Origin of the sequence: Microbispora siamensis (assembly GCF_016863095.1) — a bacterium.
Lineage (GTDB): Bacteria > Actinomycetota > Actinomycetes > Streptosporangiales > Streptosporangiaceae > Microbispora > Microbispora siamensis.
Window position 1 is genome coordinate 15,418 of record NZ_BOOF01000022.1, and the last position, 17,864, is coordinate 33,281.

Sequence of the window (17,864 nt, forward strand, 5' to 3'; positions counted from 1 at the left end):
GCCGAAGGATCTGGAAGGTCCGCTCGGACGGCCTGCGGGGCGAGGCACAGGACAGTGAGCCGGCTCATGGAGTCGGCGCTGCCCGTGCCCCTTCCGCAGGCCATGTCGCTCTACGGGGTGGTGAGGATCTCCAGGGGCACGCTGGGGTCGGCCAGCGCTTGGGGGGTGACGGGTGTTCCGGTGCGGATCAACGTCTTGATCGGCTCGACGACGTCCCAGACGTTGACGTTCATGCCGGCCAGGACGCGATCGCCGCTGAGCCAGAAGGCGACGAACTCCCGTGCCGCGACGTCGCCCCGGAAGACGACCTGGTCGTAGCCGCCGGGCTCGACGTGGCCGACGTACTCCATGCCGAGGTCGTACTGGTCGGTGTAGAAGTAGGGCAGCTCCTCGTAGGCCGCGTCCCGGCCCAGCATGGCGGCGGCGGCGACCGCGGGCTGCTTGAGCGCGTTGGCCCAGTGTTCGACCCGTACGTGCCTGCCCAGCAGAGGGTGGTAGGCATTGGCGACGTCCCCCGCGGCGACGATGTCCGGGTCGCCGGTGCGCAGGGCCGCGTCCACCACGATGCCGTCGTCCACGTGCAGCCCTGCGGACAGGGCGAGCCGTACCTCGGGTTCGGCGCCGACACCGACGAGGACGGCGTCGGCGGCGATCTCGCCGCCGTCGCCCAGACGTACGCCCGAGGGTGTGATCTCGCTGACGGCGGCCCCGAGCCGGAGGTCGACGCCGTGGTCACGGTGCAGGTCGGCGAAGATCCGGGCGGCCTCGGGTCCGAGCACGCGCAGCAGGGGCAGCCGCGCCGCCTCCAGCACCGTGACCGCGACGCCCGCCTGCCGGGCGGCGGCGGTGACCTCCAGCCCGATCCAGCCGGCCCCGATCATCGCCAGCCGGGACACGCTCCCGAGGACGTCCTTGAGCGACTCGCAGTCCTCGATCCTGCGCAGGTAACGCACGTGGGGTGCGTCCGCGCCGGGGATCGGCGGCTTTCGCGGGCGGGCGCCGGTGGCCAGTAGCAATTTGTCGTAATCGATCGCACTGCCGTCGGCCAGTTCGACACGGTGAGCACCGCGGTCGAGGCCGGTCGCGGCCACGCCGAGCCGCAGTTCGACGTCGTGGTCGGCGTACCAGCCTTCCTGGTGGACGAAGACGCCGGCCCGGTCGGTCGTGCCCGTCAGGTAACCCTTGGACAGCGGGGGCCGCTCGTAGGGGCGGTGCGGCTCGGCGCCGATCAGCGTGATCCGCCCGTCGAATCCCTGCTCACGCAGGGCTTCGGCGGCCTTGGCGCCGGCCAGACCGGCTCCGACGATCACGAACCTCTGCTGTGTCACGGCGATGGTCTCCTTGTTCAGGGGCGGGTGCCGGTGAGGGTGAAGAACTCCTGACGGGATCGGGCGTCCTCCCGCAGGACGCCCAGCAGCGTCGAGGTGACGGTGGTCGAGCCGACGGCCCGTACTCCCCGCAGGGTCATGCAGGTGTGCTCGGCCTCGATCACGACGCCGACCCCCGCGGGTCGCAACCGGTCGGAGATCCAGTCGGCCACCTGTTTGGTGAGCCGTTCCTGCACCTGCGGCCGGCGGGCGAAGTGCTCGACGACGCGGGCCAGCTTGGACAGCCCGAGGATGCGGTTGCCGGGGAGGTAGCCGACATGAGCGACTCCGGCGAAGGGCAGCAGGTGATGCTCGCAGACCGAATGGACCGGGATCGCCCGGGCCAGCACGAGTTCGTCGTAGCCCTCCTCGTTGGGGAAGGTGGTCAGGTCGAACGGGCGTGGCGTGAACAGTTCGGCGTACGCCCGGGCCATCCGCGCCGGGGTCTCCCGCAGGCTCTCGGAATCCGTCGGAATGCCCAGCGCCTCCAGGAACTCGCCGGCCGCCCGCTCGGCGGCGGCCAGGTCCACACCGTCGCGCGGCTCGGCGATCACCCGCAGGGCGCTACCGGAACGCATCTCAGCCGCCGTTCACGCCGAGCGCGGCCAGCAGCACCAGCACCACGGTGGCCACTGCCAGCAGACCGTGTCCGGCCACGACCGCGACCGGGAAGTGCCGCTCGGGCGGTCCCGCCGTGCCGGTGGCGCCGGGCCCGGCGGCGGCCAGCGCGAAGTGACCGAAGATCAGACCTGGTGAGAAACGGCTGGTATGCCGGCCGCCTCTGGTGATCCAGACGCCCAGCATCACGAAGCCGCCCACCGCGGTGAGCAACCAGGCGACCAGTGCCGCGATACCCATGATGAGTTCTCCTCCTGCGATGGTGGGATGAGGGTCAGCGCCGGAAACCGTCGGCCTGGGTGGCCTCGTCGGCCACCCGTACGCCGTAGCGGTAGGCGAGCTTGCCGCCCAGATAACCGGAGACCGCGAGCAGCGCCAGGCTGCCCGCCGAGAGCAGCAGCGGGCCGAGCGCGACCGCGCCTGCCGCCGTGCCCGCCGCCGTGCCGGCCTGGCGCCACAGGAAACCGGCGGCGTACGCGGTGGTGATCACGAGGTTCAACCCCATGTGGAGCAGACCCGTGCGGAACACCGGGGTGCCGGCCGGGATGGCGAAAAGGTCGAGGAACCCGGCCATCGCCGCGGCCAGCGCGCCGAGCACGCCGATGGCGATCAGCCACTTCGAGCCCTCGGCCAGGAAACCCGGATCGGGCGCGAACCGGGACGCCAGGTCGAAGACCATGCTCGCCACCCAGGTCCCGATGGGCACCGCGACCAGCATGGGGTGGAACGGATGGCCGTACGGCCCGGCCAGGGCGCTCACCGGTCGTTTCGCGTCGTGCAGTCCACCGGTCATCCGGACCTCCGCATGCGCCGCTAGTTACGCCAATGAATGTTGGTCTTATTCGGTCTGACGGTCAAGGTGTTCGCGTACATCGAAGGGGCTATGGTTTTCGACCGTAGAGGCGGGCGTTATCGTGGCAGGGTGACGACGGATCCCTCGATCAGTGCGGTGGCCGCGCTGGACGACGAGCTGCGGCAGGGCATGTACGCCTACATTCGTGGGGCGCGTCGTCCGGTGACCCGGGACGAGGCCGCCGCCTCGGTCGGGATCTCCCGCAAGCTGGCCGCCTTCCATCTGGACAAACTGGTCGACGCCGGCCTGCTGCGCGCCCGCTATGAGGCCGTCGGCGGCATCCGTAAGGTCGGCCGCACCCCGAAGGTCTACGAACCCACCGAGACCGACATCCGCGTCATGATCCCCGAACGCCGGCACGAGGTGCTGGCCGACATCCTCATGGACGCCGTTCTCGCGGAGAGCGAAGGGGAGAGCGCCCGCCAGGCGGCGGTCCGGGTGGCCTGCCGGCGCGGCGAGGAGATCGGCGCCGCGGAACGCGCCCGGGTCAAGCCCGGACGGCTCGGCGCCGAACGCGCTCTCACCCTGCTCGAAGGCCTGCTCGCGCGGCACGGCTTCGAGCCCGGCCGCGAGTCTCCCACCTGCGTACGGCTACGCAACTGCCCGTTTCACCCACTGGCGGCGCGAGCCCCCGAACTGGTCTGCGGGGTCAACCACGCCTTCCTCGACGGCATGCTCACCGGTCTGGAAGCCACCAGGGTGCGGGCCGTCCTGGTGCCGCGGCCGGGAGAGTGCTGTGTCGAACTGCGCTCCTCCTGAGCGGGCTTTCCGGCGGAAGCATGACCTCTCGCGGCAATGTTCACCGCCCCCTCGCCACCGGGTTCCGCTGCGGGCGGGCGGGCTCGTAGATCCTTTGGCGATCGGCGGCCGTCCGATTACCGTGCGCGCTAGGGTCGTCACGTTTCGCATCCATTCATGGAGGACACGTGGCCGACGCTCAGCCGGTGATCTTCGTGGGCGGCCTGGGACGCAGCGGTAGCACTCTGCTCGAACGCCTCCTCGGCGAGGTGCCCGGTGTGGCGCCGCTCGGCGAGGTCGTCCACCTGTGGGACCGTGGCGTACGCGCCGACGAGCCGTGCGGCTGCGGGCAGCGGTTCTCCCAGTGCCCGTTCTGGACGAAGGTGGGCGCCCGCGCGTTCGGGCAGTGGCGGCAGAGCCAGGCGGGGTGGCTGCCCGGCCTGCGCGCCCGTGTCGACCGGACCCGCCGCGTGCCCGCCCTCGCCCTCGGGCTCACGACCCGTGAGGCCGAACTGGCCGAGTACGTCCGGTCGTACTCCCGCATCTACGCGGCGGCGGCGGAGGTGGCCGACGCCCGGGTCGTCGTCGACTCCAGCAAGCACGCCTCCCTGGCGTACTGCCTGGCGGCGATCATGGAGATGCGGGTCGTGCAGGTGGTGCGCGATCCGCGGGCGGTGGCCGCGTCGTGGCGGCGCAGGGTGCGCAGGCCCGAGGACGGGCGGCCGATGACCCGCTGGACCCCCGCGCGCACCGCCGTCCACTGGCTGGCCCAGAACCTCGCCTTCGAGGTGCTGCGCCGCAAGGGCGTGCAGGTCGTCCGGGTGCGGCACGAGGACCTGGTGCGCGATCCGCGCGCGACCCTGGGACGCCTGGCCGCGCGACTCGGGCTTCCCGCCGGCGGCCTCGCCTTCCTGGACGACCGCGAAGCGCTGCTCGGCGTCGCGCACACCGTCTCCGGCAACCCGATGCGTTTCTCTGTGGGACCGATCGAGATACGCCACCGTCCGGCGCCCCTGCCCAGGTCCCAGCGGTGGCTGGTCACCGCGATCACCCTCCCCCTTCTGCTCTTCTACGGCTATCGCCTCGCCTACCGGCCGGGAGCCCGGGGATGAGGCCGTCCGCCGGCGTGGTCATCCCCACCCGGGGTGACCGGCCAGGCCCGCTGCGCGCCGCGCTGACCGGCGTGCTCGCCCAGGAGTACGCCGGCCGGGTCGAGGTGGTGGTCGTGGCCGACGAGGTCCCCGCCTCCCTCGTCGCCCAGCAGGTGTCCGGCGTCGCCGGTTCTGTTGCCGGTTCTGCGGCCGCCGAAGCGGTTCGGACCGTCCGCGTGCTGGGCAACCGGCGTGCCGCCGGCCTGCCGGGCGCGCGCAACACCGGGATCTCGGTGCTCGGCACGGATCTCGTCGCCTTCTGCGACGACGACGACCTCTGGCTGCCCGGCAAGCTGTCCGCCCAGGTCACAGCGCTGGCGGAGGAGCCCGAGGCGGGCTTCGCGAGCTGCGCCGTCGAGGTCGAGTACGGCGACCGCCGGGTGCCGCGGCTGGCCGGCACCGGCCGGGTGACCCATCGGCACCTCACCCGCTCGCGCATGATGATGGTGCACTCCTCGACATTCCTGTTCCGCCGGGGCTGGACGTGGGTGGACGAGAGCGCACCGGCCGGTCAGAACGAGGACTGGGACCTCGCACTGCGGGCCGCCTGGCGGCATCCGATCGTCCACGTCGACCGGCCGCTCGTGCGGGTGCGCTGGGGCTCTTCGCACTACGTGGGGCGCTGGGCCGACCGGATCGCGGGGCTGGAGTGGATGCTCGCCCGGCATCCCGGGCTGGCCGCGGAACCGCGGGGCGCGGCCCGCGTCTACGGGCAACTCGCCTTCTGCCACGCCGCCCTCGGACGGCGGCGCGAGGCCGCACGCTGGTCACTGCGCGCCTTCTCCGCGCGGCCGGGCGAACCGCGGGCGGCGGTGGCTCTGGCGGTCGCCGGAGGGCTGGTCAGCCCGCGCGCCGTGCTGCACGCCCTCCACCTTCGCGGCCACGGCATCTGATGGCAGAGCCCGCGCCGGTTTCGGCCCCACGAGGACCGTCCCGTACTGTGCTGCCCCGCACTGTGCTGCCCGGCATCACGTTGTCTGACGGTGGCCCCTCCGAGGCCGGCCCGGGCCTGACGGACCACGAGCCCACTGGGACCGTGCTGGCGGCGCTTTCATCGACCGGCTCTCGGCCTGGTCGGGGAGTCGAGCCGATGGGACAGGCAGGCGGCGAAGCCGTGGTGCCCCTGCCGGTGGGACGCGGCCGTACCGGCAGGGTGGAGATCGCGGGTGTACGGCTCGACCCGCTGACCGAGGCGCAGGTCGTGGAGCACATCATCGGGGCGTCGCTGCGTGGACAGGGCGGTCATCTCGTCACCCCGAACGTGGACATCTGCCGCGCCGCTGGACGCGACCCGTCGTTGCGGGAGCTGGTCAACGCCGCCGACCTCGCGGTGGCGGACGGCATGCCGCTGGTGTGGGCTGCCCGGTTGCTCGGCCGTACGCTGCCGGAACGGGTGACCGGGGCCGACCTGATCTGGTCGTTGACCGAGGCGGCGGCCGTACACGGGTTGCCGGTCTATCTGATCGGGGGCCCGGCGGGGGTGGCCGAGGCGGCGCGGGACGCGTTGTGCGAGCGCCATCCCGGCCTCGTGGTGGCGGGGGTGGACGCTCCGCCGTACGGGTTCGAGACCTGCGCGGCGGCGCTGGCGGAGGTGCGGGCGCGGCTGGTCGCGGCGCGACCGGCACTGGTGTTCGCCGGGCTCGGCTTCCCCAAGCAGGACCGCCTGATCGCCGCGCTCCGGGACGACCTTCCGGGCGCGTGGTTCGTCGGGTGCGGGGCGGCGATCGCCTTCGCGGCCGGTTCGGCGCGGCGGGCGCCGGCGTGGATGGGCGACCACGGGCTGGAATGGCTGTTTCGCCTGATCGGTGAGCCGAGGCGGCTCGCCCGCCGCTACCTGCTCGACGACCTCCCCTTCGCTCTCCGTCTGCTGACCGGCTGCCTGCTGCGCCGCCTCACGCGTCGGGACCGCAAGGAGATCCCCTCGATGACCTGCCGGTGATCCCGCCACGTCGGCTGTGGGCCTGTTGGGGCGGAAGTTCAGAGATGACCCTGATGGTGAGTAAGGGGCTGGTAGGGGTGCGCGGGGGGCGTTCCCGGATGAGGCGGACAGCCGTCGTCCGACAGGCTCCGAGGCATGACTCCCAAGCCTTGTTTCTCCGACCGCACTCCGGCTGCCGCACGGCCGCGTCGCACGCGGTTGCCGCTGACGGTGCTGTCCTGCGTGACCTTGGCCGCAATGATCGTCGGCACCGCCGCTCCGGCTATGGCCGCTCCGGCTGTGACAACCGCTGTCGCCGCCGATCGTGCCCACAGCTCGCTTCCCAGGCTGGACCCTGACACCCTTCAGCGTGCGCTGTCCAGTGCGCCTGACAGGGTGACGGCGGCGCTGGCACAGGTCAGCGGGCCGGCTGGGAAGTGGAGTGGCACGTATGGGGTCGCCGACACGGTGACGGGAGAGCCTGTGCCGGTCGACGGCCGGTTCCGCCTCGGTAGCGTCACCAAGGCTTTCATCGCCACGGTGGTGCTGCAGATGGCCGCCGAGGACAGGGTCGACCTCGGCAAGCCCGTTCAGCGGTACCTCCCGGGCGTGCTCCCCGATAGCTACCCGCCGATCCCCGTACGCTCACTGCTCAACTTCACCAGCAGCCTGCCGGAGCTGACAGCGGACGATCTGCCGACCACTCCGGAGGGGATAGTCGAGCACCGCTTCGACGACCACCCGTTCGCCGAACTGGTGGCGATGGCGGTACGGCACGACCGGCCTTTCAAAGACCCCGGCACAACGCAGGTCTACGGAGCCACCGGCTACTACGTCGCCGGGATGCTCATCGAGAAGCTCACCGGCAACAGCTACCAGCAGGAGATCACCAAGCGGATCCTGCGCCCGCTGCATCTGCGGCACACGACCGCCCCGCAGACCGACACCACGATCCCCGGCCCCCACTCCCACGGCTACATCGCCGCGCCCCAGGCAGGCGGCGGAACCCAGCTGGTCGACATCACCGACCAGAACCCGGGCGCCGGCGGCATGATCTCCACGACGGGCGACCTGGACCGCTTCCTGACCGCCCTCTTCCGGGGACGTCTCCTGCCGCCCTCCCAGATGGCCGAACTGTTCACCGTTCCCGATGTCGCCTACCTCGGCGGTACCGCCCAGGACCCGGGCCACGGCCGGGCCTATTACAGCGCGGGACTGATGCGGGTCACCCTCCCCGACGGATTGACCGTCTGGGGCAAGACCGGCAGCACTTTCGGCTACACCGACGGCATGTTCACCACCCGCGACCTGCGCCGCCGTCTCGTCTACTCCTTCAACCCCGTCACCGGCGGCGGCAACGACTTCGCGCTCGTCACCCGGCTCATCGGCGCAGCCTTCGGCTCCTGAGAAACCCCGCCCCCTCGGCAGCGGGCCGGCCTACCGGGCGCGCCCTGGTACGCAGGGCCTTCGGGCCGCGAAGCAGAGACTAGGAAGCAGAGGCTAGAAGGCGTACGGGCCGAAGCGGCCCCAGGCGACGACAACGGCCAGGACCAGGAGCACCAGGTTGACGACGATGACCTGGGACTCGGCGCGGCGGGCGTGGACGACGACCGCTCCGGCCATGATCAGGGCGACGCCGAGCGCGGCGAGCGGCGTCAGCACCGGGGCGATGCCCGTGACGGCGGGCAGGACGAGGCCGAAGGCGATCAGCACCTCGAGAGCGCCGAGGCCCTTGACCGCGCCCGCGGAGAAGTCCTCGGTCCAGGCCATGCCGGACATGGCCAGCCTGTCCTTCGGCTGGGCGAGTTTCATCACCCCGGCGACGAGGAAGGCGAGAGTGAGCAGGCCGGCGATGACCCACAGGACGACGTTCATGGGGAGTCCGTTCTTGCGACTTCAGAGCGCAATGTAGCGGATGGGCGGGCCACGGCCGTCGTCGCGGATCGCCGTCACGCCTGTCGCGACCGCGTATGGGGGAACGGCGGGTCGGCCGCCCTCGGTGAGGGAGGCCGGCCCGTCGCTCTCATCAGGCCTACTGAGCTGCTCTCATCGGGCCTGCTCGGCCACGGTGATCGTGGCCGAGGCGGTCTGCCCTCCCGACGTGACCGTGAGGGTGGCCTGGCCGGGCCGTACGCCGGTCAGCGTGTGCGTGGACACGTCGAGGACGGCGACGACGCCGTGGCGGCGTGCCGCCTTCTTCGCGTCCGCAGCCGACTCGGCCACGGCGAGGGCGCGGTCGCCGCTCCACGTCACGCTGGCCGGGTACGCCAGCGGGAACGTCAGGTTGGCGCCGCTGGTGCTGCCCGTCGCCGAGACCTCCGCCGAGGCGTCCGGGGCGAGCGTGCCGGGCGCCGACAGGGAGATCTTGTCGATCAGCGGGTTCGTCCGCGCCACGATCCAGTCGCGGGTCTCCGGGCTGGGACGGCCCGCCTCGACCTTCCCCGGCCGGGGGTCGACGCCGACGAGGTCCCACCCGAAGAACCCGCCCTTGTCAGGCGAGCTGTAGGGCGTCTTGCCCACCGGCGGCGTGGTGACCTCCAGCACGCCGTCCGATCTGGTGGCGGCGGCGGTGTGGGCGTGGCCGGTGAACAACACGACCGGCTTGCCCGACGACTCACGCCAGTCGGCGAGCCACTTCTCGACGAGGTCTGCCTCGCGCTGGTCGGAGAACTGGGACGCGCCCGCCCCCGAGGGGTCGCGGAGAGGGTGGTGGAAGACGACGGCGACGGACTTCACCGACCTGTCCTTCGCCGCGGCGTCCAGGTTCTGCCGCAGTTCCGGCACCTGCGACCAGTCGGACGACCGCAGCCCGCCCAGGGTGGTGTTGAGCAGGACGAAGCGGGTGCCCTTGTGGTCGAACACCTGGTGGGCTTGCCGCCCGGTGGCGAGGAAGTTGTCGAGGGTGCCCGTCGCCGTGGCCCCGGACTCGTGGTTGCCCGGCGTCCAGTAGACCGGCAGGTCAGCCGGCACGTTGGCCTTGAGCACCTCCTCCGCGAGCGCGAAGTCGGCCGGCGTGTTGTTGTCCACGAAGTCGCCGTTGATCACGATGAAGTCGGGCTTAGCGGCGACGGCCTGCTTCAGCGCGGCGGCCGCCTGCTGCGCCGCGAACGACGTCGTGCCCCCGGCCGCGCCCACGTGCAGGTCGGACATGATCGCGAACCGCCAGCGCGTACGGTCGATGCCGGCCTGCTCCAGGACGAACGGATCGGGGGTCCGGGCGTCGCCGGTGGCCAGATCCTGCCCGACCAGCGCGGTGAGCCCGTCGAACCTGAGCTGTCCCGCGTCCTTGGCGAGGTTGGACGTCTCCACCACGTACACGTTGAGCAGAGTGATCGGCTCGGTGAAACCGGTGGGCAGGGCGCCCTCGACCCACTTCCACCCGGTCCAGTCGACGACGGAGGCGAAGGTGAAGGGGACGTTCGTCGTGCCCTGCGACCGCAGCGTGGCCCGCAGCCAGTGCCCGCGGCCGTCGCCGTACACCCACATGCCGAGCCGCCTGGTGCCGGTCGGCAGGGTGAGCGGCCCGGGCTTGGCCACCGCGTACGCCGCCGAGGTGCCGGAGGTGCCGCTGAAGTCGTAGGTGAGCGCGAGCGCCTGGTTGCCGGCCGCCGCGCCGGGGCGGTCCGCGGCGTCCACGCTCGCCACCGTCGCGGTGGCCTTGGCGGTCGACACGCCCCAGGGCTCGCCACCGTCGAACTCGGCCAGCGACCCGCGCTTCAGCCCGACGGCGACGGGCAGGTGCGCCACCTTGCCCTGGACGGTCGCGGTGATCACGGCGCCGCGGCCGTCGGCCGCCTCCAGCCCGGTGACCGCGAACGACCCGTCGTCCCGCGGCTCCACCTTCACCACGGCCGTGTCGTAGTCCAGGTCGACGTCGCGCGCGGCGATCGGCGCGTCGAAGCCGTCGGCGTCGGTGCCGGTGACCCCCACGACGGCCGAGCCGCCGGCGTCCAGGGTCAGGCTCGTTTCGGTGAACGCGACGGTGGACAGGGCATCGAGCACGCGGACGTCCGCCGCGCCGTGCGCCCGCCCGGAGTGGGCCTCGACCTCGCCCTCCCCGGAGCGCTCGGCGTGCAGCACGCCGTCGCGCACCGTGCCCAGCTTCCCGGCGTTCCAGCGGACGGAGTTGCCCTTGCCGCCGTCGAGGGCGACCGGGGCGTACGACTCGTCGTACCCGGCGGCGGAGACGCGGAGGGTGAGTCCGGGGAAGACGCGCGGCGCACTCGTCCGCACCGCGATGCCCTTGAGGGCCCCCGATCCCTTCGCGGCGAACAGCCCGACTCCGCTCGGGATGGGCCGTTCACCGCCGTCCGACGGGGTGTTGACCACGCTCACCCCGGCGTCCCCGGGCGTGCGGGCGACGAGATCGGACGAGCCGCCGCCGTCGAGCATGAACGCCTCGTCCGCGCCGAGCCGTACGAGGAGCTTGGCCGTCTCGTCGAAGCTCAGACCGGCCGAGAAGTTGGCCGAGCCGTCGACGGTCACGAGCAGCAGCCGCCTGCCGCCGTCGCGCCAGCCGATCGCCGTACGCGGCTTCGGCGCGTCGTTGCCCGTCGAGGGCGGGAAGTCGATCGCCTGACCGTCCCGCACGAGGACCGCTCCGCTGCCCAGCGCGGTGCGCAGCTTCGCGGGGGAGTCGGTGCGCAGGCCGGTGGTGAGCGTCACCGGGTCGCCGGTCTTGGCGGTGGCGAGCGGGGCCGCCGCGTTCCCCACGCCCACGACCACCAGGCCCCCGGCGGGCACCGGGGTCGTCGTGACCGTGTCGTTCACCGCCGTGACGACGCCGCCGGAGACGACCAGTTCGGTGACGGGCGTGGCATGGCCGATCAGCGTACGCAGGCCGGGTCCCCACTGGTCGGTGAAGACGGAGACGGCGTTCGCGGGCAGGGACGCCGAGTTGAGCGAGGCGACCGGATGATCCGTGCCGCCCACGGTCACCGTGCTCTCCAGCAGCGCGCTCGCGAGCCGGGCGATCTTGTCCTCGCCCACCGAGGCGACCGTCGCGGGCTGGGTGGTCGCCTTGCGCACCTGGCCGTCCCTGACCTCGGGGCCGATGACCGCGTTGGTCTGGTTGATGTCGTAGTAGTCCCCGTTGACCGCGGCCACGGCTCCCGCGGCGTCCGCCGACTTCGACAGCGCCCGCGTCTCGGTCAGCGTGCCGCCGACCATGCTCACGTCCACCCGGTCGTCCGCCAGGTCGGCGTTGAGCACGTGCGCGCGGGTCCAGCCCGTACGGCCGAAGGTGTCGAACGACGTCAGCACGATGCCGGGGGCGATCACGCGGTCGGTGCGGTCCGCCTCGACCGACTCGCCGGGGACGGTGGTCTGGTAGCCGGGCGGTTCGGCCGGCCTGTCACCGGGTGGCGCCTCGGCCCATGCGGTCCCGCCGACGGCCACGGAGCCCGCGGCGACGACGGCTGCCACGACGACAACGTGCGCAAATTTGCGCATTTTGTACCTCCAAGCATTAACGGGCCTGAAGGTAGACAATCTCTAAACCGATCTTCCGTCCACGGCATGACGCCGCCATGACCACCCCATGAACGACGGATCTGCTTTCGGGGGGCGCGCTCGGCGACCGCGTCCCGAAAAAGTTCTTCGAAGAAATCCGGGAGGCGGTGTCGGATCGGGGCGGTGGTGTTCGTAGCAGGGGTGAGGCCGCCCACAAGGGGACGGCGCCACGGTAAAGGAACCGCGATCATGAAGCTGACGACCATCACTCAGGTCACCGTCGACGGGGTGGTGCAGGGAAACGGCGGCGCGTCGGACGAGGACCGCAGGAACGGATTCGAGCGCGGCGGATGGGCCCTGGGCAAGGGCGACAACGAGACCCACGCGTTCATCAACCAGACCTACCAGCGCGCCGAGGCGTTCCTGTTCGGCCGGCGGACCTACGAGCTGTTCGCCGGCTCGTGGGGGACCATGACGGTCCAGGATGCCCCTGGCTGGGAGGGCGTCGTGGAAGCGTTGAACACACGGCCCAAGTACGTGGCGTCGACCACGCTCACGGATCCGGCGTGGTCGGACACGACCGTCCTGTCCGGAGACGTCGCGGCCGCCGTCCGGGAACTGAAGGCCAAGCCGGGGGGTGAGCTGCAGGTGCACGGCAGTGGCATCCTGATCCGGTGGCTGCTGGAGAACGATCTGGTCGACGAGATGACTCTGATCATCGTCCCGGTGGTCGTCGGCCAGGGCGCGCGGCTGTTCCCCGACGCCGGCCCGGATCTCGCGCTCGACCTGGTCGAGTCGCGCGTCGACTCCAAGGGTGTGACGATCCAGGTCTACCGGCCGGCCGGACGCCCGCAGTATGCGCCAACGGCCTGAAGTCCCTGACCACCGAACCACGTTGTCCTGACACCACAGGAGATGATCTTCAGATGCGGTACCTGGTTTCCGTGATCGACGACAAGAGCAATCCCGGCAGCACGGACAGGCAGCCTGCCATCAGCGCGTTCAACGAACGACTCATCGCCGAGGGTTACTGGGTTTTCTCGGGCGGACTCGCGGACACCGACGCGGCCACCGTCATCGACAACCGGGGCGAGCAGGCGGTGTTCAGCGACGGGCCTTTCGTGGAGTCGAAGGAGTACCTCGCCGGCGTCTGGGTGTGGGAGGCCCCCGATCTGGATGTGGCGCTCAAGCTCGCCGCCGAGGCGTCGAAGATTTGCGATCGGAAGATCGAAGTGCGGCCGTTCCTGTGAACGACCTCGACGTCCGTGATGTGATCATCCGGGCCCACCGTGAGGAGTGGGCGCGGGTGGTCGCCTCCCTGACCAGGCGCTTCGGCGACCTCGACATCGCCGAGGAGGCGGCGGCCGAGGCGTTCGCGACCGCCGTCCAGCGGTGGCCGGCCGACGGCGTGCCCCCCAACCCGGGCGCCTGGCTGACCACTACCGCCAACCGCCAGGCCATCGACCGGATCAGGCGCGAGAACAAACGCGACGACAAGCACAGGAAGGCTCAGATGGTCTACGACGACGACCCGCCCGAGCCTGTCGGCGCCATCGACGACGACCGGCTCCGGCTGATCTTCACCTGCTGTCACCCCGCGCTGGCGATGGAGGCCCGCGTGGCGCTGACGCTGCGCATGGTCGCCGGCCTGACCATGCCCGAGATCGCCCGCGCCTTCCTGGTGGCCGAGAGCGCCATGGGGCAGCGGATCACCCGGGCGAAGGCCAAGATCAAGGCGGCGCGCATCCCCTATCGGGTGCCGTCGGCGGAGGATCTCCCGGCGCGCGTCTCCGGCGTCCTGGCCGTCCTGTTCCTCGTGTTCAACGAGGGCTACCTGGCCACCGGCCCCGACACCGATCCCGTACGGCGCGAGCTGACCGCCGAGGCGATCCGGCTCACTCGCCTGATCCGCGAGCTCCTGCCACAGGACGGTGAGGTGGCCGGGCTGCTGGCGCTGATGCTCCTCATCGAGGCCCGCCGCACCGCCCGGGTCTCGGCGGGCGGCGAGCTGGTCGCTCTCGACGAGCAGGACCGTGGGGCCTGGGACGCGGAACTGATCGCCGAGGGTCATCGGCTTGTGCGCGAGCGCCTCGCCGCTGCCGCCGCCGGTGCGGCTCCGGGTCGCTACCAGATTCTCGCGGCGATCAACGCCGTGCACACCTCCGCCCGCGACATGCGCGACACCGACTGGTCGCAGGTCCTCGCCCTCTACGACCAGCTCGTCCGCCTCGACCCCTCGCCGATCATCGCCCTCAACCGGGCCATCGCGGTCGCCGAGCTCGACGGCCCGGAGGTGGCACTGGCGGCCGTCGACCGTCTCGAGCCCCAGTTGGCCGGCTATCACGCCTACCACGCCACCCGCGCCGACCTGCTGCGCCGGCTGGGCCGCGGCCGGGAGTCGCGCGCGGCCTACGACAGAGCCGTCGGCCTGGCCGGCAACACCGCCGAGATCGCCTACCTGACCCGCCGCCGCGACCAACTGCGCTAGCGCCACGGACGCATCTCGCGCGGCAGGTCCCAAGGTGGGCGCGGGGTGGTTCGGTTCAGCCGCGGCCGGCGGCCTGCACGGTGTGCCGCAGCAGCAGCGCGGTGGTGACCGGCCCGACCCCGCCGGGCACGGGCGTGAGCGCCCCGGCCTGGTCGGCGACCCCGACCGCGTCGACGTCGCCGACCAGGCCGCCGTCCTCGGTGGGGTTGGTGCCGACGTCCACGACCACCGCTCCGGCCCGCACGTGTTCGGCCGTGATCAGCCCGGCGCGGCCGACCGCGGCCACGACCACGTCGGCCGCGGAGGTGACGGCGGCCAGCTCCCGCGTACGGGAGTGGCAGACCGTCACGGTGGCGTTCCTGTCCAGCAGGAGATGGGCGGCGGGCTTGCCGACCACGGTGGACCGGCCGACCACCGCGACGTGCAGGCCGGTCAGGTCGATCCCGTAGTGGTCGAGGATCGCCACGACGGCCTCGGCGGTCGCCGGAGCGAACGCGGGCAGGCCCGCGGCCAGGCGGCCCAGCGACAGCGGGTTGGCGCCGTCGACGTCCTTCCCGAACGCGATCGCGCCGGCCAGATCCTCCAGCTTCGCCCCCTCCGGCAGCGGGGTCTGGAGGATGATCCCGTGCACGGTGTCGTCGGCGCTCAGCGCCGCCAGCCGGTCACGGATCAGATCGGGGGCGGCCTCCGCGCCGAGGTCGACGATGTCGCAGGTGATGCCGGCCTTCTCGGCGGCACGGGCGATCGAGCGGACGTACCAGGCGCTGGACTCGTCCGCAGTGGCGACGACGACCGCGAGCTTCGGCGGCGTACCGGCCGCGGCGAGCGCGGCGGCCCGCTCGGCGGCCTCGGCCCGGATGGACGCCGCGAGCTCCTTGCCGGACAGAACGCGGGCGCTCACTTCGCGATCTCCTCACGGACGGCCGCGGTGACCCGTTCGGCCCGCGCGGCGACCTCGTCCACGCCGGCCGCCTCGGCGGTCAGTTCGGCGCGGGCCAGCTCGTCCTTGATCCCCCCGAGGTTGATCTCGATGTTCACCCGGGCGGTGGTCGCCGCGGCCCGCGCGGCCTCGGTGGCGGCGGCGATGTCGGAGACGACGTTGCGGTTGCCGATGGGCAGCAGTTCCTCGGCGATGCCGACGGCCTTCTTCGCGACGCCGACGACTTCGGCCGGGACCCTGCCCGCCCCCACCAGCGCCTCTGCGATGGCTGCCGATCGGGCGGCCTTCGCCTCGTCGGTGTCCTTGGGCAGCTTGTACGCCTCGGTGACCGCCGTGAACGCCACCGCGTCGTCCTCGGCGAGGCGCAGGGCGCTCGACCGCAGCTCGTCGGTCTCGCCGATGATCCGTTCGATCACGGCCGCGTGCTCGGCGTACTTCTCGCCGGTGGTGTAGCGCGCGACCATGCCCAGCAGGGCCGCGGCCTGCGCGGCCTGCAGGGCCGCGGCGGCGCCTCCGCCCGGCGCGGGCACCCGGTCGGCGAGGCGGGACAGGAAATCGCTGATCTTCTCGTCGCGCATCGCGTTCGTCCTCCGGTCGTCCTGTTCGCGCATGAGCACGGCTCGCGCATGAGCACGGCGCATGGCACAGTTCGCGCATGGCGCGGCCCGGGAAAATCCTCCCACGTCCCGCAGGTCGCTCCGCGTATGGGGCTCGTACGTGTCAGCGGGACGGGCAGGCCGTACTAGCCGCGGGCCGTACGGGCTCGGGCGGGGCGCCGGCGCTCCTGGAGGGCCCGGCCGGGGCCTGGCCGAGCAGGGTGCCGCCGAGGGCGAGGACCATGCCGAGCAACTGAACCGGGCTGAGGGACTGACCGAGCGCCGCCCAGCCGATGACGGCGGCGGAAACCGGACTCAGCAGCGCGAGGAAGGCCACGGACGTCGCGGGGAGCCGGGAGATTCCGCGGAACCAGATCCAGTAGCTGAGGGCGGTGCCGACGATGCCCAGGTAGACGTAGCCGAGCAGGTTCTCGCCGCTGAGCGCCGGCGGCGCGCCCTCGACGAGCAGGGCGACCGGGACGAGCAGCAGCCCGCCCGCGGTGAGCTGCCATCCGGTGAGGGCGAGGGCCCCGACGCCCTCGGGGCGGCCCCAGCGCTTGGTCAGCACGGTTCCGGCCGACATGGACGCGGCTCCGGCCAGCCCGGCGAGCACGCCGACCATGTCGAGCCGCGCCTCGGCGCGCAGCACGACCAACCCGACGCCGAGCAGTCCGAGGAGCCCGGCGAGCACCTTGCGTGCGGTCGGACGCTCGGCGAGCAACAGGGCGGCGAAGACGAGCGCGAACAGCGGGCCCACCGCGCCCAGCACGGCCGCGACGCCGCCGGGCAGCCGGTACGCCGCCAGGAACAGCAAGGGGAAGAACGCCCCGATGTTCAACACGCCGAGCGCCGTGGCCCGCCAGATCCAGACGCCGCGCGGCAGCACGCGGCCGATGACCAGCAACACCAGTCCGGCGGGCAGCGCTCTCATCACCGCGGTGAACATCGGGCGGTCGGGCGGCAGGAACTCCGTGGTCACGGCGTACGTCGAGCCCCAGGCGAGCGGCGTCAGCGCGGTGAGGGTCAGCGTTCCGGCAGAACCGGACCGGGATGTGGCGAACGTGCTCATGAAGATTGCTCCTCGTTGATAATCTCAACGTTGAAATAACAGCATGAGACTCACATAGACGTCAAACTACTCAACGTTGAGATACTTAGTGTTTAGGGGTCGTGCCATGGGCGATGCCGTCGATCTGCTGATGACGCAGTGGGCGCGGGAACGGCCTGACCTGGACGTGTGGCCGATGGGGATCATGGGTCGGATCAGCCGGCTGTCGCGACTGCTCGACCGGGAGCTGAAGGAGTTCTTCGCCGCGTACGGCCTGGAGCGCTGGGAGTTCGACGTGCTCGCGACGCTACGCCGATCGGGGCCGCCCTACGAGCTGACGGCGGGAGCGCTGAACAAGGCGGCGATGGTGACCTCCGGCGCGATCACCAACCGCATCGACCGCATGGCGGCCAGGGGACTGGTCGAGCGGATCCCCGACTCCGGCGACCGGCGGTCGGTCCGGGTGAGGCTCACCGACCGCGGCCTCGCGCTGGTGGACGAGGTGCTGGAGCCGCACGTCGCGAACGAGGCGCGCCTGCTGGCGTCGCTGGACCCCCGGGAACGGGAGCACCTCGCCGGCGCCCTGCGCACCCTCCTCGCCTCCCTCGGCGACACGACCCTCGGCTAGCTCGGTGCCCTCTCTATCCTTTCGGCACGCCCGTAGCCGTGAAAGGATACTGATTATCCTTTCACGAC

The 17,864-nt window shown here is 71.9% G+C and carries 18 protein-coding genes; 9 read left to right on the forward strand and 9 right to left on the reverse strand.

Annotation, left to right across the window (positions count from 1 at the left end):
• Positions 1-110 precede the first annotated feature (110 nt).
• Genes Msi02_RS19330 through Msi02_RS19345 form a run of 4 tightly spaced genes read right to left on the reverse strand, consistent with a single transcriptional unit; the run spans position 111 to position 2,778 of the window.
• Entirely contained in the window at positions 111-1,328 is a 1,218-nt protein-coding gene (locus tag Msi02_RS19330; protein WP_239108527.1) for an NAD(P)/FAD-dependent oxidoreductase, read from the reverse strand.
• A gap of 17 nt (positions 1,329-1,345) precedes the next feature.
• Positions 1,346-1,945 (reverse strand): GTP cyclohydrolase I FolE, encoded by a 600-nt coding sequence (gene folE, locus Msi02_RS19335; RefSeq protein WP_204049648.1) that lies wholly within the window; start codon positions 1,943-1,945, stop codon positions 1,346-1,348.
• 1 nt (position 1,946) lies between these two features.
• The gene (locus Msi02_RS19340; RefSeq protein ID WP_204049649.1) at positions 1,947-2,225 is read right to left on the reverse strand and encodes a hypothetical protein; all 279 of its coding nucleotides are present in this window, start codon (positions 2,223-2,225) and stop codon (positions 1,947-1,949) included.
• 34 nt (positions 2,226-2,259) lie between these two features.
• Positions 2,260-2,778, reverse strand: a complete 519-nt coding sequence (locus tag Msi02_RS19345) for a DUF2231 domain-containing protein (protein WP_204049650.1) — start codon at positions 2,776-2,778, stop codon at positions 2,260-2,262.
• Between the two features lie 129 nt (positions 2,779-2,907).
• Here Msi02_RS19345 and Msi02_RS19350 point away from each other — a divergent pair, with 129 nt between their 5' ends.
• The 5 genes from Msi02_RS19350 (at position 2,908) to Msi02_RS19370 (ending at position 8,052) form a co-directional block, all read left to right on the forward strand.
• Positions 2,908-3,597, forward strand: coding sequence for a helix-turn-helix transcriptional regulator (locus Msi02_RS19350; protein ID WP_204049651.1), 690 nt, complete (start codon positions 2,908-2,910; stop codon positions 3,595-3,597).
• 167 nt (positions 3,598-3,764) lie between these two features.
• Positions 3,765-4,688, forward strand: coding sequence for a sulfotransferase family protein (locus tag Msi02_RS19355; protein ID WP_239108528.1), 924 nt, complete (start codon positions 3,765-3,767; stop codon positions 4,686-4,688).
• Positions 4,685-5,620 carry a glycosyltransferase family 2 protein gene (locus tag Msi02_RS19360; protein ID WP_204049652.1) on the forward strand — a complete coding sequence of 312 codons (936 nt, stop codon included), beginning with the start codon at positions 4,685-4,687 and terminating at the stop codon, positions 5,618-5,620. The genes Msi02_RS19355 and Msi02_RS19360 overlap by 4 nt, the downstream gene beginning before the upstream one ends.
• A gap of 197 nt (positions 5,621-5,817) precedes the next feature.
• Positions 5,818-6,666: a WecB/TagA/CpsF family glycosyltransferase gene (locus tag Msi02_RS19365; RefSeq protein WP_204049653.1), complete on the forward strand. Its 849-nt coding sequence runs from the start codon at positions 5,818-5,820 to the stop codon at positions 6,664-6,666.
• Positions 6,667-6,930: 264 nt separating this feature from the next.
• Positions 6,931-8,052 carry a serine hydrolase domain-containing protein gene (locus Msi02_RS19370; RefSeq protein ID WP_239108535.1) on the forward strand — a complete coding sequence of 374 codons (1,122 nt, stop codon included), beginning with the start codon at positions 6,931-6,933 and terminating at the stop codon, positions 8,050-8,052.
• 93 nt (positions 8,053-8,145) lie between these two features.
• Here the strand turns inward: Msi02_RS19370 and Msi02_RS19375 are convergent, their stop codons facing one another.
• The gene (locus Msi02_RS19375) at positions 8,146-8,520 is read right to left on the reverse strand and encodes a DoxX family protein (protein ID WP_079320308.1); all 375 of its coding nucleotides are present in this window, start codon (positions 8,518-8,520) and stop codon (positions 8,146-8,148) included.
• A gap of 171 nt (positions 8,521-8,691) precedes the next feature.
• Entirely contained in the window at positions 8,692-12,069 is a 3,378-nt protein-coding gene (locus Msi02_RS19380) for a phosphodiester glycosidase family protein (RefSeq protein WP_204049655.1), read from the reverse strand.
• Between the two features lie 276 nt (positions 12,070-12,345).
• On the opposite strand from Msi02_RS19380, the gene Msi02_RS19385 reads away from it, so the two are divergent.
• The 3 genes from Msi02_RS19385 to Msi02_RS19395 are packed head-to-tail and all read left to right on the forward strand — an operon-like array spanning position 12,346 to position 14,584.
• On the forward strand, positions 12,346-12,969 hold the full coding sequence (locus Msi02_RS19385; RefSeq protein WP_204049656.1) for a dihydrofolate reductase family protein: 624 nt from the start codon (positions 12,346-12,348) through the stop codon (positions 12,967-12,969).
• Between the two features lie 53 nt (positions 12,970-13,022).
• Positions 13,023-13,346, forward strand: a complete 324-nt coding sequence (locus Msi02_RS19390; RefSeq protein WP_204049657.1) for a YciI family protein — start codon at positions 13,023-13,025, stop codon at positions 13,344-13,346.
• Entirely contained in the window at positions 13,343-14,584 is a 1,242-nt protein-coding gene (locus tag Msi02_RS19395) for an RNA polymerase sigma factor (RefSeq protein WP_204049658.1), read from the forward strand. Before Msi02_RS19390 ends, Msi02_RS19395 begins: the two co-directional genes overlap by 4 nt.
• A gap of 55 nt (positions 14,585-14,639) precedes the next feature.
• Here Msi02_RS19395 and Msi02_RS19400 read toward each other — a convergent pair whose 3' ends face one another.
• The 3 genes from Msi02_RS19400 to Msi02_RS19410 all read right to left on the reverse strand — a co-directional run bounded on the left by Msi02_RS19400 (position 14,640) and on the right by Msi02_RS19410 (position 17,189).
• Entirely contained in the window at positions 14,640-15,485 is an 846-nt protein-coding gene (locus tag Msi02_RS19400; RefSeq protein ID WP_204049659.1) for a bifunctional 5,10-methylenetetrahydrofolate dehydrogenase/5,10-methenyltetrahydrofolate cyclohydrolase, read from the reverse strand.
• A complete protein-coding gene (locus Msi02_RS19405; protein WP_239108530.1) occupies positions 15,482-16,135 on the reverse strand; it encodes a cyclodeaminase/cyclohydrolase family protein in 654 nt (217 codons plus the stop codon). The genes Msi02_RS19400 and Msi02_RS19405 overlap by 4 nt, the downstream gene beginning before the upstream one ends.
• Before the next feature lie 109 nt (positions 16,136-16,244).
• Positions 16,245-17,189 (reverse strand): EamA family transporter, encoded by a 945-nt coding sequence (locus Msi02_RS19410; protein ID WP_204049660.1) that lies wholly within the window; start codon positions 17,187-17,189, stop codon positions 16,245-16,247.
• Between the two features lie 106 nt (positions 17,190-17,295).
• On the opposite strand from Msi02_RS19410, the gene Msi02_RS19415 reads away from it, so the two are divergent.
• The gene (locus tag Msi02_RS19415) at positions 17,296-17,796 is read left to right on the forward strand and encodes a MarR family winged helix-turn-helix transcriptional regulator (protein ID WP_204049661.1); all 501 of its coding nucleotides are present in this window, start codon (positions 17,296-17,298) and stop codon (positions 17,794-17,796) included.
• Positions 17,797-17,864 lie beyond the last annotated feature (68 nt).